This window comes from Intestinibaculum porci (genome assembly GCF_003925875.1).
Classification (GTDB): Bacteria; Bacillota_I; Bacilli_A; order Erysipelotrichales; family Coprobacillaceae; genus Intestinibaculum; species Intestinibaculum porci.
Map to the genome: position 1 here is coordinate 2,885,249 of NZ_AP019309.1, position 13,050 is coordinate 2,898,298.

Consider the following 13,050-nt stretch of genomic DNA (forward strand, 5'->3'; position numbering starts at 1 on the left):
TCACTATTGCTCACCAAACAAAACAAAAAAAAGAAAGATGAGGAAAACTCATCTTTCTCGCGAACTGATTAAGCTTTGTACATATAAGTGTATGTATAGGCAGCGCCCATCGCATTCTTATATAATAAGCCTTTCCATTCGTGGTTGTATAATGAAGACTGTGACATCTGATAAAGTGGAACATCAACATAATCTTCATTGAACATCTTTTCAGCTTTTAATAATAACTTCCATCTAGCGCCTTTGTCAGTTGTAGCGGCAGCTTTATGTAATAAAGCATCATATTTCTTATTCTTGTAGAAACCACGGTTGTTAGAGTTATTAGATAAAGCGATATTCAGGTAAGTTGTTGGATCGTTGTAGTCAGGACCCCAGTTTAAGATTGTCATATCAAACTGTTTCTTAGCCTGTAAATCGATACGTCCCTGACGAACCGTTGCTTTCATATCAATCTTTAAGCCTTTTAACTTAGAGAATGCATTCTGTAAGTACTGAGCAATCTGTGGACCTGGGTTTTCATTAGTAGAATATAATAACTGAATTGTTACTGATTTCTTGCCTAATTCTTTTAACCCTTTATTTAAGTAAGCCTGTGCTTTCTTCATATCATAGTTAGTGAAGTTGCCGTTTTCATCACGGAAATCTTTACCATTAGTAGGATCGAAGCACATATCTCTGCCGACAATACCATCCGCTTTGACAGAACCATCTTTTAAGATGTTCTTGCAGAAGTCATCACGGTTAATTGCATAAGATAAGGCGGCACGGATATTCTTATTAGCCATTGTCTTTCTTGTGAAGTTGAAGTTTAAGTAATAAACGAAGCCCTGCTTATCAACGCGATAATCTTTGGTATTCTTATATTTATCAACTAATGATGAGTTGATTGCGGTGAAGTCAATTTTACCAGATGCGAAAGAAGCACTGGCCGCTTTAACATCCTGGCCTAATAAGTACTGTACACCATCGATCTTCATAATCTTCGCATTATAATAGTTCTTATTCTTTTTGAATGTGATCTGTGATGATTTTGTCCAAGAAGTTGGTATGAAAGCCCCGCATGAAATTAAATGATCTGTATCATTAGCATAGTTTTTCCCAGCTTTTTCTACAAATTCTTCACACTGTGGATAGAAGACTGAGTAAGTCATTAAGTCTAAGAAGTAAGGACAAGGTCTTTCAAGGGTGATCTTTAAAGTCTTGTCATCAGGAGCTTTAATCCCTAAAGATGCATAATCTTTAGCAGTTGCTTTCGTTCCTTTATTAATGATCTTAGTCGCATTTTTAATGCCGGCACCATCATCAGAGATGATGTAGTTGTATTCGCCTTTTAACCCTTTTCTCCATGAGTAGACGAAGTCAGATGCTTTTAATGGATAAGTCTTACCTTTCGTATCCGTCCATTTTAAACCATCTCTTAATTTGAAAGTCCAGTGTTTCCCATCTTTACTTTCTTTGTAGCTCTTTGCGAACATTTTAACCATGTTCCCTTTAGCATCCACACCCATTAAGCCTTCATTCATCATATGGATACATTCGATTGACGTAGTATCATAGGCCTGAGTTGAATCTAAAGTCATGATGTCACCTAATTTGGCAACTTTGAATACTTTGCTTGATGATGAGCTGCTAGAGCCGCCGCAGCCTGCAAGCAACGATACTGACATTGCTGATGCCAATACCACCTTTAAAAACTTCATTTCATTTACCTCCTGAAAAGTCCACTCATAAGTTTAGCACTTTAAAAAAGTTCGTCAATCTCCCCTTTTTGACACAAATTTTACATTTCCTTGATTTCATCACACTTTTTCACATTTTTGCCTTATAAAAATTTTTCCATAATTTTTCTTCAATATTTGCGATATCACTAAATAACATTTTATTATTCCCATAATTCATGAACAATGCCTAACTTTGCACGAAATATTATTTTACTTATCATTATTACCTGACCACTATTTCGCTAAAAAAAAGACAGAATCAGTGATCCTGCCTTTATAAGTCTATGCTATTATTTTAAGCTAAAGCAGTATCTAAGACATTCTTGACTTCTGCTTTGATCTGTTCATAAGTCATACCGATATGAGCTTCAAAAATTTTCTGGTCACCGACATAGAAAGTTGGTGTTGCATAATAATCAAACTGATCGGCATATTCAGGTTCCTGAGATTCTTCTACTTTCTTAATCTCAATAGCTTTGTAAGCTGGGTTTTCTTCCATTAATTCATCTAAAGCCTTATGTGCTTTATGGCAGTAACCGCAGTCATCTAAATAAAACATTGTAATTTTTTTCATTGTCATCACCTCACTATCATCATAGCGAAAAATTGTCTTGTTGACAATTAATATGCCCGTTAGGCAAAAAGAAAAGCCCCTCATTATGAGAGGCGCGCTTTATAGTTCTACCTACAAAACTTCCTAGGCATTCATCTCCCTGTTATGTACAGGTGGGTACCTTGTGGCTGATCTTAGGATCCCCACTCATGGTGGGCTTTCAACACCATCAGTCGACAATCAGGTTCCCTTATATGGTTTGTAGGAAATACATTTTTCCTAGGCACCTAGATTATAACATAATTATTTAAGACTGGTAAAGTCCTTTTCATCATCTAAGGGTAAGTGGAAGACTTTGTGATAGTAAACAAGCAGAATAATGGCGCATATTCCCCAGGTTATTGGCCAGCCGGCAAAGACCACATTAAGCGCATGATCAAAGTGGGTCACGATCGCTAAATAAATCTGTCGTAAAAAAACATAGCAGAAAATCAGGATGGTCATGGGGACAAAGGATTTTCCGACGCCGCGTAAAACCCCTGACATGATATTCGTGAAAGGTATGATCAGGTAACCTATCAAGAAGACTTTAGCCATAATATAACCATCCTGAATAACCTGCTGATCATGCGTAAAAAGCCGTAAAAGATCTTTCCCAAAAAGTAAGATCATACCAACAAAGATCAGTGAAATGATTTCGTTGAAGGCAATTGTCAGATACATCCCTTTATAAATACGATCATACTTTCTCGCACCATAGTTTTGACCAGTAAAAGTGGTTATAGCCATTGCAAGTGACTGTACTGGTAAAATGATGAAACCATCAATCTTCGTATAGGTCGTATAGCCGGCAACGGCGGCGGTGCCAAAATGATTGATATAGCTCATGACATAGACATTCGAGAAAGAAATGACACTCTGCTGAAGCGCAGCGGGAATGCCGATACGAATGACGCGAGAGAGGATGGGACTTTCTATTCGAAGTTTACGGACATCAAGGCGATAGCTTGCTGGTGTTGTACATAACTGGATCATCACCAATAGTGCACTCACCCCCTGGGCTATGAGCGTGGCATAAGCAGCGCCAGCGACGCCTAAATGTAAGACACAGACAAAGTAAAGATCTAATACCACATTAACTAAGGAAGAGGCAATCAGATCATAAAGCGGACGTTTGGAATCTCCGACCGCGCGCTGAATGCCGGCGCCAATATTATAAATAAGCATAAAGCTGATCCCCCAGAAATAAATCTTTAAATAGGTTGTGGCCATAGGCATAATAGCGGCGGGCGATTTAATAAAACGGAGAATCGGGACACAGGAAACGAGCCCGATAAAAGTAAAAACAATACACAAAAGTAAAGTTAAGGCCATTGAGGTATGCACCGACAAAGAGAGACGGCGCTCATCATGGGCACCATAAAATTGTGAAACGACGACGCCTGCCCCCGTTGCTAGCCCCATAAAGAAACCAACGATGACATTAATAATCGGCGTCGACTGGCCTACGGCCGCTAAAGCGGTGGAAGAGACATAGTTTCCCACCACATAGCTATCCACAGTGTTATAAAGCTGTTGGAAAAGATTGCCAATTAATAAGGGCATACTGAAATATAATATACTTTTAAAAACCTTGCCTTGTATCAGGTCTCTGCTGCGATCCATAAAAAAACGCTCCTTTTTTCTTAACCTAACCGATTCTCATCTTTTAATCAAGTCTTTTCCTTTATTCAGCTGATTATTTCTTATATAATACGATTAACGGAGGATGTATTTTTATGCGCTATATTGCTTTTGATGTGGAAACCCCTAACCATTATAATGACCGCATGAGTTCCATTGGGATCGCGGTTATTGAAGGAGATAGAATTATTGATACCTACAGTTCCTTAATCAATCCAGAAACCTTTTTCATGCAGTTTAATATTGATTTGACGGGTTTAAATACGTCTGTTGTTAGAAATGCCCCTAACTTTAAAGAGTTATGGCCAACGATTGCCCCGATTATGAAAAGCGGCGTCTTAGTCGCTCATAATGCTTCTTTTGATTTAAAAGTACTCTCTTACTGTCTCAATGCTTATAAAATTCCTCATCAGACGTTAGTACCTTATATTGATACCGTCAATTTAGGTCGTCATGTCCATCCCGATTTTTCAAATCATAAACTCAATACCATGGCGAGTCGCTTAAATCTCTCTTTAAATCACCACCGCGCGGATAGTGATGCGATTGTCTGCGGCGAAATTCTTATTGATGCGATGCATCATGGCATCAACCTTGAAGAATTTACCAGAGATTATATTTTAGATGCCCGCAAGACAAAAAAATAATGTCTCGTGAGAGACATTATTCAATCGCAATATGTGATTTGTTTTCAACCTGTTTGGTTGCTTTTGGTAAGGTGATATGTAATTCACCATTATCGTATTTTGCTTTAACATCTTTTTCAGTTACGCCATTACCAACGTAGAAGCTACGCGACATACGGCCATGATAACGTTCCTGACGAATGAGATGACCTTTCTTATCCTTCTCTTCATCATTCTTCTTGTTATCAGCGGTAATTGTTAAATAACCATTCGTTAAGTCAAGTTTAATGTCATCTTTATTGAAGCCTGGCATTGATACATTCATTTCATAATCCTTATCTGTTTCCTTGACATCGCAAAGTAAAGCATTACTATTTCTTTCATCAAATAAATCATCAAATAAATCAAACATCATACTTACCCTCTTTCAATTACTCTATAGCGATATAGTTTCTGTTATCAATAACCTGATCATTTTTCGGCAATGTGATATGTAATTCGCCCTGATCGTAAGAAGCCTTAATGGCATCACGATCAATGCCTTCACCAACATAGAAGCTGCGCCCCATCTTGCCGAAGCTGCGTTCCTGACGAATCACATAACCGTCTTCATCCGTTTCATCATAATCCTGATGGCTTTCAGCCGCAACATTGAGATAACCATCCGTATAATCGATATGAATATTATCTTTATCACAGCCTGGCATGGCCATCGTTAATTCATAATCATCAGGATGTTCGACAACATCACATGCCATCATATCATGCGTGTTATCAAACATGACATCATCAAACATCTCATTTAAACTAGGTAAAAATCTCATCATCAAGACCTTCTTCCTTATTCAATTGCGATATGTGCTTTATTTTCAACCTGTTTTGTAGCTTTTGGTAAGGTGATATGTAATTCACCATTATCATATTTTGCTTTAACATCTTCACTCGTCAAATCATCACCAACATAGAAACTTCTTGAAAGGGCTCCATGGTAACGTTCCTGACGGATCAAATGGCCTTCTTTATCTTTTTCGTCATGATCTTTGTGACTAGAAGCACTAATTGTCAGATAACCGTTGGTTAAATCCAGCTTAATGTCATCTTTGTTGTAGCCCGGCATAGAAATATTCATTTCATAATTCTTGTCGTCTTCTTTCACATCACATAACAACGTATCATTTTTTGGTTCTACAAAAGAATCATCAAAGAAATCATCGAACATATTAAACATAATTGTTACCCTCTTTCTAATACTATTCTTTTATCTTCGTAATCTCTTTTCTGATTACACCTTCATTATAGTATTCTTTTTGGCACTGTCAAGTAATGAGTGCTAATTCTTTTAAAAAAATAACATCGGGATGATCCCGATGTTACATTTCTACCATTGTTAAAGAAACACGCTGCTTCTTGACATCTGCATCTAAAACCCAGACATCAACAACATCACCAACAGCGACAACATCTAATGGATGTTTAATACGCTTTTTGGACATTTTAGAGATATGCACTAAACCATCTTCATGCAGACCAATATCCACAAAAGCGCCAAAGTCGACAACGTTACGGACGGTCCCCTGCAGTTTCATGCCTGGTTTTAAGTCTTCGATTGTTAAGACGTTAGATTTCAAAACCGGCGCCGCATAGTCATCACGAGGGGTACGCTGTGGGGAAATAAAGGCGGACACTAAGTCTTCCACAAGATAATGATCTAAGGCGAGATCCTCACATGCTTTTTGGATATTAAAATCCGCTAAGGCTTCCGCCATCTTCTTCGTGCCCAGCTCAGCTTTTGTTAAACCGATATAATCTAACAGCTTCGCCGCATCCTGATAGTTATCGGGATGGATGGATGTTTCATCAAAGATATTATGGCCATTGATGATACGTAAGAAACCAACTGACTGTTCATAAGATTTCGGACCTAATTTAGAGACCTGCATAATTTCTTCACGGGATGTGAAAGCGCCATGTTCTTCGCGGTAAGCGACGATATTTTTCGCAGTTGTTTTTGATAAGCCAGAAACATACTGCAGTAATGATGGAGAAGCGGTATTAATATTGACCCCTACCTGGTTGACCACTTTTTCAACTACGAAGTCTAACTGTTCACCCAATTTCTTCTGGTTCATATCATGCTGATACTGACCGACAGAAATCGCTTTCGGTTCGATCTTCACCAATTCTGCTAACGGATCCTGAAGGCGCCGGCCAATCGATACGGCTGAACGTTCCTCAACCTGGAAATCCGGGAATTCTTCCTTCGCTAATGGCGATGCAGAATAAACCGAAGCTCCGGCTTCAGAGACAATAACATACTTCACATCTAAGTGATGGTTCTTGATCAGTTTCGCCACAAAAGCTTCTGATTCACGCGAAGCTGTCCCATTGCCGATGGCAATCAAAGAGACATGGTAACGCGTAATCAGCTGTAACAGTTTCTTTTCATCTTCAGCGTAGCTCTTTTTAGGAATCGTAATAAACACTTTATCCTTGGCGAGGAATTTGCCGGTTGGATCCATGACCGCTAACTTACAGCCAGTTCTAAAAGCTGGGTCTAACCCTAAAACGACCTGTCCTTTCATTGGCGGCTGCATTAATAAGTGTTCTAAGTTCACACTAAACACCTGCAGTGAAGCATCTTCGGCTTTTTCTGTTAAATCACTGCGGATTTCTCGTTCAATCGAAGGAGCGATTAAACGTTTATAAGCATCTAAAGTCGCATTACGGATGAATTCATCTGCAATCGTCTGCTTATTTCCCATCAAACCTCTTAGAATATAGCCTAAGATAAAGCTTTCATCATAGTCAAAAGACACACTGATGACCTTTTCTTTTTCCGCTCGGTTAATCGCTAAGACACGGTGATTGGCAATCCGTTTCACACTTTCGCTGTAATCATAATATTTTTCATATGTATGCTTTTCATCTTTCGCATTTTTCTTTACTTTCGTCACAATCTTGCCATAATTAAGAATTTCTTCTTTGGCGCGCTGACGATATTTCGCACTGTCCGCAATATCTTCCGCAATAATATCACTGGCTCCCGCTAAGGCATCTTCAATCGTTGGCACCTCTTCATTCAAATAAGGTGTCGCCAGCAGCTTTAAATCCCCGTGTCTTGGTAATTTCATAATAGCCTGAGCTAAAGGCTCTAAGCCTTTGGCTTTCGCCATCGTCGCACGCGTCTTTTTCTTTTCCTTATAAGGACGATAGTAATCTTCTACTTCCGACAGTTTTTCTGCCTTCATGATATCGGCTTTGAGCTGCGCTGTCATCATGCCCTTTTCGTCAATCAGACGAATAACATCTTCCTTACGTTTTAAAAGGTTGACACTGTATTCATAGACCTGTGAAATTTCACGGATCTGATCTTCGTTTAGACCGCCTGTTTTCTCTTTACGATAACGGGCAATGAAAGGTACAGTAGCCCCTTCTTCTAATAAGCTTAATACGTTTTCCACCTGCGTTACTTTGATTTTTAATAACGCGGCGGTCTGTTTAATAATATCCTGGTTCATAAAAGCCTCCTGTCGTGTCATTATATCCTATTTGCCGGATCGTTTGAAGGGGTTTTCGGTTTTGTAAGGAAATGATGAATCGCTTTGTAAAAGATGTTATAATGTGCCTATTCAAATACGAGGAGGCTTCTTATGAAAATTCGCAAAGAATGGCTGAAACAGCGCTGGGTGCCTTATACGATTGCGACCTGCAGCGCGGTTTTGCTCTATTTGTTTTTTACCAATCTCAATCACATAAACAGTGGTATTGGGGCGTTTTTTTCTTATCTTTCCCCGGTGATTTACGGTATTATTATCGCTTATGTCATCAATCCGTTAGTGGAAACCTTTGAGGAGCATGTCTTTTACAAAGTCAAAAAATACTCTCATCGGCGTCTCTATGCGGTGATTGCCTCGACAATCGTCCTGATCATTTTCTTCATTATTTTATTAGTAGCCCTGATCCCCCAGATCGCCGATAGTGTCATGAATCTGATCACTAACTTTAAAACCTATGCGACCGGTCTCCAGGATCTCATCACCCAGGCATCCCAAAGCTTAGGCAATTCTAATATTAATGTCTCATCGATCGCCAATGCCGGCAATAATGCGTTAAATAGTCTCACCAAAATGATCACTGGTCATACCGGTAATATTATTTCGACATCTTTTAACATCGGCACAGGAATCTTTAACGGGGTGATCTCCTGCATCCTTGCCTTATACTTTTTATTAGATGCCCGACGAATCCAGAACAACTTACGTAAGATCTTCAAAGGCATCATGGATATTCATGTCTATCATAAAGCGACCAGCTTCTGGCGTCGCTGTAATCGCATCCTTATTCGCTATATTATTTTCGATTTACTCGATGGTCTGATTGTCGGCGTTTTGAACTTTATTTTCTTCTTAATTGTCGGCTGGCCATATAGCGTGTTGATTTCTGTCGTGGTCGGTGTCACGAACCTGGCCCCTACCTTTGGCCCGATTGTCGGCTGTGTCATTGGCGCCTTCATCTTAGTTTTGATCAACCCTTGGTATGCCTTATGGTTTATCCTCTTTACCATCGCCTTGCAGACTTTGGATGGCTACTTCATCAAGCCAAAACTCTTTGGCGATTCCTTAGGCGTACCGGCCATCTGGGTATTAGTTTTCATCATTGTCGGCGGGCGAATGTTTGGTGTCTGGGGCATCATGTTAGCGATCCCTTGCGCCGCTATTATCAATTATATTTATGAAGATGTCTTCCTCCAGCGGATGGAGAAACGCGCTTCTTTAAATGCGAAAACACCTCACTAAGAGGTGTTTTTAAGTACCGGCATTATTCATTTCTAAGCGTGCCCGCTTCGCGCAGGCCAGATCCCCGCCATATTTGATCAGATAGACTTTTGAGGCTAAAGCCAAATCCGGACGATTAAGCTGACGGTAAATAATCGCTAACATATCATGGGCATGCACCTTTGTGAGCTGATGAGGGGAGGCTTCAAGAAGGTCTAAATAAAAATCTAACACCTCATCAGCCTTTCCTTCTAACAGTTTGATCCATGCTTCCTTATCTTCATATAAGGGATTATGAAAAGCTTTGATCTGACGCGAAAGGGCCGGATCATTCAAAGTTTGTTTATACATCACCATGACTTTTTTCGCAGCTTCCAGATCGCGCATATGTAAATAGTAAGTGACCATATTATCGAAGTAGACAATCTTATTGGTATTAGCTGTATGCATGGCGAAATAGGCAGTCAATTCATCTAAGATCGCTTTGGCCTGGGCATCTTCCCCGATTTCTAAATAGCCGGTAGACATATTTAAGAGAATCCGCCGCTGACGTCGTTTCTCTTTATTTTGTGAAAGCAGGATTTCATAAAAATGCAAATAGTCCTGCAAACGACATTCATCCATGCGTAAGCGCGTCGCTGCCATAAAGCGTTCGCTACCTCGTCTTTCGACCATCGTCCGGCGAAAGATCGTCCATAAAAGCATATAGGATAAGGCAATTAATACACATGCCGCAACGGGGACAAATAACAGGCGCATAATAATGTAAGCGACGCATCCGACGACCACGCCGCCAAGCAGTGAGGAAACGATAAAATGGATGCGTAAATCTTTAAAATACAAGAACATAAACCCACCTCAGGAAAAATGTTACCATGGAAAAGAGAATTTGAAAAGAGCGGACAAACCGCTCTTAAGGAATAATTTCAATCCAGTAACCATCGGGATCAACGATAAAGTAAATCCCCATTTTAGGATTTTCAAATTCAATGATGCCCATTTCCTGGTGTTTTTTATGAGCCGCTTCAAAATCATCGGTCTTCAGGGCTAAGTGGTATTCCTGTTCCCCAAGATCATAAGCTTCATGACGATCTTTCAGATATGTAAGCTCTAAACGAAAGTTCGTCTGATGGTCACCTAAATAAACGATTGTGAATTCATCATTGTCTTTAATATCACCGACAATATCAAGATCTAAAGCTTCTTTATAAAACTTTAAAGAACGCTGTAAATCTAAAACGTTAAAATTAAAATGATTATATGCAAATTTCATTCTCTCACCTCTGGCTCTATTTTATCATAATTTGATTCACCAAGCCAACGGCCTAATACCTTTAAAAGGTACTCAGTTTTGAATGGTTTGGTGACGTAGTCATTCACGCCAGCTTCAAAAGCCCGCCTTTTATCTTCTTCAAAGGCATTCGCACTCATCGCAATAATCGGGACATCACTGAAACTGCGAATCGCTTTCGTCGCCTGCAGGCCATCCATAACCGGCATCATAATATCCATTAAAACACCATCGAAAGGCTGCTGCATGAGGGCTTCAACGGCTAACTGTCCATTACCGACAACGCTAGCCTTCGCATCTAAGCTTTCGAGAATCGTTTTCGTAATCTCCGCATTGAGCGCATTATCTTCAACAATCAGGATATGGCGCCTTTTGAGGCTCTTGATGGGTTGCTGTTTTTCCGGCACGCTCACCGCTAACGGTTTGTCATTCATGACTTTCAGTTCCAGTTCTACAATCACCTTCGTGCCCACATGGCTATGTGAGGTGATGGAGATATGGCCGCCAGCCATATCAATCAGATTTTTCGCAATCGTCATGCCTAAACCAGTGCCTGCGACACCGCTATTCGTGGTATTTTCTTCACGCGAGAAAGGATCGTAAATGTTTTTGAGATATTCTTCACTCATCCCAATACCATCATCCTCAATCGTAAAGAGAAAACGCGCATACTGATATTTTGTGCCCGTTAATTCATCGATGCCAAAGAAGATGTGACCGCCTTCTGGCGTATACTGAATGGCATTCATCAGAATATTCCAAAGCACTTGTTTACATTTATTTTGATCCATGTACAAAACATCATGGAAATAGTGTTCTTTGACCTGAAGAACCTGTTTCTTTTTCGTTAAATACGGTCTCAGTTCCCGTTTCAGCGTCTGTAATAAAACTGATAAATGCGCACTTTTCTGATGGAGATGGACACGGCCGCTTTCAATTCGCGAAACATTGAGGGCATTATCAATAATAGAAAGCAGAGATTTTGAGGCATCCATAATACGAGATAGCGAATACTTCAAGACACCTTCATCATCGAGATTACTTTGGGCGATCTCACAGAATCCCACAATCGCATTCATCGGGGTCCGCATATCATGCGACATATTGGAAAGAAAAGTTCCTTTCGCCACATTGGCATTCTCCGCCTGATTGAGGGCTTCTTTGAGTAAGTCCTGCGTTTCGATTTTACGGCGCTGATCGGCATCAACATTCGTAAAGCCAAAGACGATCAGCGGATCATGCTCATCACCAATTTTGATAATATTGACCTCATGGTATTCCAGGCTATCCTGGGCATGTACGCGATAACGGAAGCGATAGCTTTCCCCTAAAGCGCAGTGATCAAGGATATGGTCAACATCCGTATAGGCTAAAAAAGCTTCGCGATCTTCCTGACAAATTTCCAAGGAAGCATAGGTATGAAACACCTGACTGATATCTTCCCCATTGACGAGATGCCCTTCTAACGCCGAATTCAAACGGTAAATTTCTGCTTTGCGGTCCTTTTCACATAGCAATACACTTTCATAATCCTGTGAGAGCGTCTTTAATAAGTGCAGATAACGAATCCGTTCTTCTTCTTTTTCATAACGTTTGGTGACATCTTTAAAGACACTTAAAACGATCATATGGCCTTCCTGATTGAGCGAGAAGACACTCGAGATTTCGACATAAAGGGTCGGTTTATCATCCACATGAATCACAAAGTTATAAACTGAGGAATATTTTCCACGATGATAGAGCGAATAAACATAGTCTGGCGAGAAATAAGAAATGAGCCCCTCCTGATCGAAATGCACATGCGTTTCCACAAAGGAACGGAGATACTGAATGCCAGATGCCGGATAGGTCTGTGGCAGCGGCTGAAAGTAAGAGGCATAGCTTTCATCGTGAAAGTCAAAATGTTTTAGACTATCCTTTGTCAAATCATATTCACTGCCGGCAAAAGCCTGCCGATAGAGCGCCTTGAAATAAAAATCAAAGCGCTGCTTAGGGGAGATGAACTCCTCGCCGGTAAAAGCATTTTCATTAAGAAAATAGACAAGAGCGCGGGGACTCTCGGGAATACGACGCAAAAGAGCCTGTTTCCAGAACTCCCCATGACTAGTAAGGGCGTAAAAAGACTGCTTGGCAAGAAGCGCTTCGACATCTGCTAAGCTTTCCTCCAAAAGATGAAATTCCTGTTTGTAAAAGGCTGATAAGGAGCCATATTCATGATAAGAAAATGAAAAGTGCGGTTCATTAGAAGCAATCAGGGTATAAGTATCCGCTTGAAAATCAAACAGATAAATCGCCGCAATACGCTCGTCATATGTCATATGTTCTTCCATGTCTCCCACCTCTTTTCTTTATTCTACCATGTTCTTGTGAAGACAAAAACAAATAAACGAAAAAAGGATAG

12 protein-coding genes are annotated in these 13,050 nt (G+C 40.1%); 2 read left to right on the plus strand and 10 right to left on the minus strand.

Translation table 11 applies throughout. The features are described from left to right. Nucleotides 1-68 precede the first annotated feature (68 nt). The 3 genes from SG0102_RS13835 to SG0102_RS13850 form a co-directional block, all read right to left on the minus strand. The gene (locus SG0102_RS13835; protein ID WP_125120480.1) at nucleotides 69-1,700 is read right to left on the minus strand and encodes a peptide ABC transporter substrate-binding protein; all 1,632 of its coding nucleotides are present in this window, start codon (nucleotides 1,698-1,700) and stop codon (nucleotides 69-71) included. Between the two features lie 316 nt (nucleotides 1,701-2,016). Next, the gene (locus SG0102_RS13840; protein ID WP_125120481.1) at nucleotides 2,017-2,295 is read right to left on the minus strand and encodes a glutaredoxin family protein; all 279 of its coding nucleotides are present in this window, start codon (nucleotides 2,293-2,295) and stop codon (nucleotides 2,017-2,019) included. Between the two features lie 282 nt (nucleotides 2,296-2,577). Next, nucleotides 2,578-3,939, minus strand: coding sequence for an MATE family efflux transporter (locus SG0102_RS13850; RefSeq protein ID WP_125120482.1), 1,362 nt, complete (start codon nucleotides 3,937-3,939; stop codon nucleotides 2,578-2,580). Between the two features lie 113 nt (nucleotides 3,940-4,052). Here SG0102_RS13850 and SG0102_RS13855 point away from each other — a divergent pair, with 113 nt between their 5' ends. Next, a complete protein-coding gene (locus tag SG0102_RS13855; RefSeq protein WP_125120483.1) occupies nucleotides 4,053-4,604 on the plus strand; it encodes a 3'-5' exonuclease in 552 nt (183 codons plus the stop codon). A gap of 16 nt (nucleotides 4,605-4,620) precedes the next feature. Here the strand turns inward: SG0102_RS13855 and SG0102_RS13860 are convergent, their stop codons facing one another. The 4 genes from SG0102_RS13860 to SG0102_RS13875 form a co-directional block, all read right to left on the minus strand. Further along, entirely contained in the window at nucleotides 4,621-4,998 is a 378-nt protein-coding gene (locus SG0102_RS13860; RefSeq protein WP_125120484.1) for an Hsp20/alpha crystallin family protein, read from the minus strand. Nucleotides 4,999-5,014: 16 nt separating this feature from the next. Continuing rightward, nucleotides 5,015-5,410: an Hsp20/alpha crystallin family protein gene (locus tag SG0102_RS13865; protein WP_125120485.1), complete on the minus strand. Its 396-nt coding sequence runs from the start codon at nucleotides 5,408-5,410 to the stop codon at nucleotides 5,015-5,017. Nucleotides 5,411-5,424: 14 nt separating this feature from the next. Then, on the minus strand, nucleotides 5,425-5,811 hold the full coding sequence (locus SG0102_RS13870; RefSeq protein ID WP_125120486.1) for an Hsp20/alpha crystallin family protein: 387 nt from the start codon (nucleotides 5,809-5,811) through the stop codon (nucleotides 5,425-5,427). A gap of 142 nt (nucleotides 5,812-5,953) precedes the next feature. Then, the gene (locus SG0102_RS13875; protein WP_125120487.1) at nucleotides 5,954-8,101 is read right to left on the minus strand and encodes a Tex family protein; all 2,148 of its coding nucleotides are present in this window, start codon (nucleotides 8,099-8,101) and stop codon (nucleotides 5,954-5,956) included. Between the two features lie 132 nt (nucleotides 8,102-8,233). On the opposite strand from SG0102_RS13875, the gene SG0102_RS13880 reads away from it, so the two are divergent. Further along, on the plus strand, nucleotides 8,234-9,379 hold the full coding sequence (locus SG0102_RS13880; RefSeq protein ID WP_125120488.1) for an AI-2E family transporter: 1,146 nt from the start codon (nucleotides 8,234-8,236) through the stop codon (nucleotides 9,377-9,379). A gap of 9 nt (nucleotides 9,380-9,388) precedes the next feature. On the opposite strand, the gene SG0102_RS13885 is transcribed toward SG0102_RS13880, so the two are convergent. From SG0102_RS13885 to SG0102_RS13895, 3 genes are all read right to left on the minus strand, one after another. Continuing rightward, nucleotides 9,389-10,201 carry a tetratricopeptide repeat protein gene (locus tag SG0102_RS13885; protein WP_125120489.1) on the minus strand — a complete coding sequence of 271 codons (813 nt, stop codon included), beginning with the start codon at nucleotides 10,199-10,201 and terminating at the stop codon, nucleotides 9,389-9,391. A gap of 70 nt (nucleotides 10,202-10,271) precedes the next feature. Further along, nucleotides 10,272-10,631, minus strand: coding sequence for a VOC family protein (locus tag SG0102_RS13890; RefSeq protein WP_125120490.1), 360 nt, complete (start codon nucleotides 10,629-10,631; stop codon nucleotides 10,272-10,274). Further along, the gene (locus tag SG0102_RS13895) at nucleotides 10,628-12,979 is read right to left on the minus strand and encodes a PAS domain-containing hybrid sensor histidine kinase/response regulator (RefSeq protein ID WP_125120491.1); all 2,352 of its coding nucleotides are present in this window, start codon (nucleotides 12,977-12,979) and stop codon (nucleotides 10,628-10,630) included. Before SG0102_RS13895 ends, SG0102_RS13890 begins: the two co-directional genes overlap by 4 nt. Nucleotides 12,980-13,050 lie beyond the last annotated feature (71 nt).